Consider the following 700-nt stretch of genomic DNA (forward strand, 5'->3'; position numbering starts at 1 on the left):
TCCGACCGGACGCGCCGCCCGGCTCCCCGAGCCCCGGCGCGCCTGCATCCCACGAGGATCCCACGATGGAATTGTTGACCACCCCCGCCCCTGGCGGCCCGCTGCTGGTCCGCCCGACCGATGCGCACCTCGATGCCGGCAACGTGCAGGCCTTCAAGGACGCCATCGCGCCGCTGCTCGCCCAGGAGGCGCGCATCGTGTTCGACATGTCCTCGCTGAGCTTCGTCGACAGCTCCGGGCTCGGCGCGCTGATCGCCTGCCTGCGCGAGACGCACCGGCGCGGCGGCGACTTCAAGCTGTGCGCGATGACCAAGCCGGTCAACGCGCTGTTCGAGCTGATGCGCATGCATCGCGTGTTCAGCGTGCACGGCTCGACCGATGACGCGCTGGCCGCCTTCGCCTGAGCGCCCCGGTCCGCGGCGGAAGGCGGCGCCGGGCGCGCCGCGTCGTCCGCCGGGGCGGTTCACGATCCCGCCACACTTTCCGCCGATACCCGTGCTGCAATCTTCCGGATATGACGATCCGTCCTCGCCGGCCGTCGCGAACGCGCGGCCCGGCACCCGTCACCCGCGCGCCGCGCAAGGAACGACACGATGGTTCGCTGGCCCGATCTGCGCAGTATGAGGAACCGGTTCTCCGGTCGCCCCGGCGCGCCCGGCAGCCGCCGGGGCGGCACGCGCGCGGCCCGGCCCGCCTCGGC

General features: G+C 73.4%; 1 protein-coding gene. It reads left to right on the forward strand.

From position 1 onward, the window contains the following. Positions 1–65 precede the first annotated feature (65 nt). Positions 66–404 (forward strand): STAS domain-containing protein, encoded by a 339-nt coding sequence (locus F3J10_RS35885; protein WP_013691711.1) that lies wholly within the window; start codon positions 66–68, stop codon positions 402–404. The last annotated feature ends 296 nt before the right edge of the window (positions 405–700 follow it).

It is taken from the genome of Burkholderia sp. Cy-637 (genome assembly GCF_011753175.1).
Classification (GTDB): Bacteria; Pseudomonadota; Gammaproteobacteria; order Burkholderiales; family Burkholderiaceae; genus Burkholderia; species Burkholderia gladioli.

Coding starts and splice junctions, on each gene's coding strand:
- F3J10_RS35885 (WP_013691711.1), top strand. CDS start 66: ATGGAATTGTTGACCACCCCCGCCCCTGGCGGCCCGCTGCTGGTCCGC.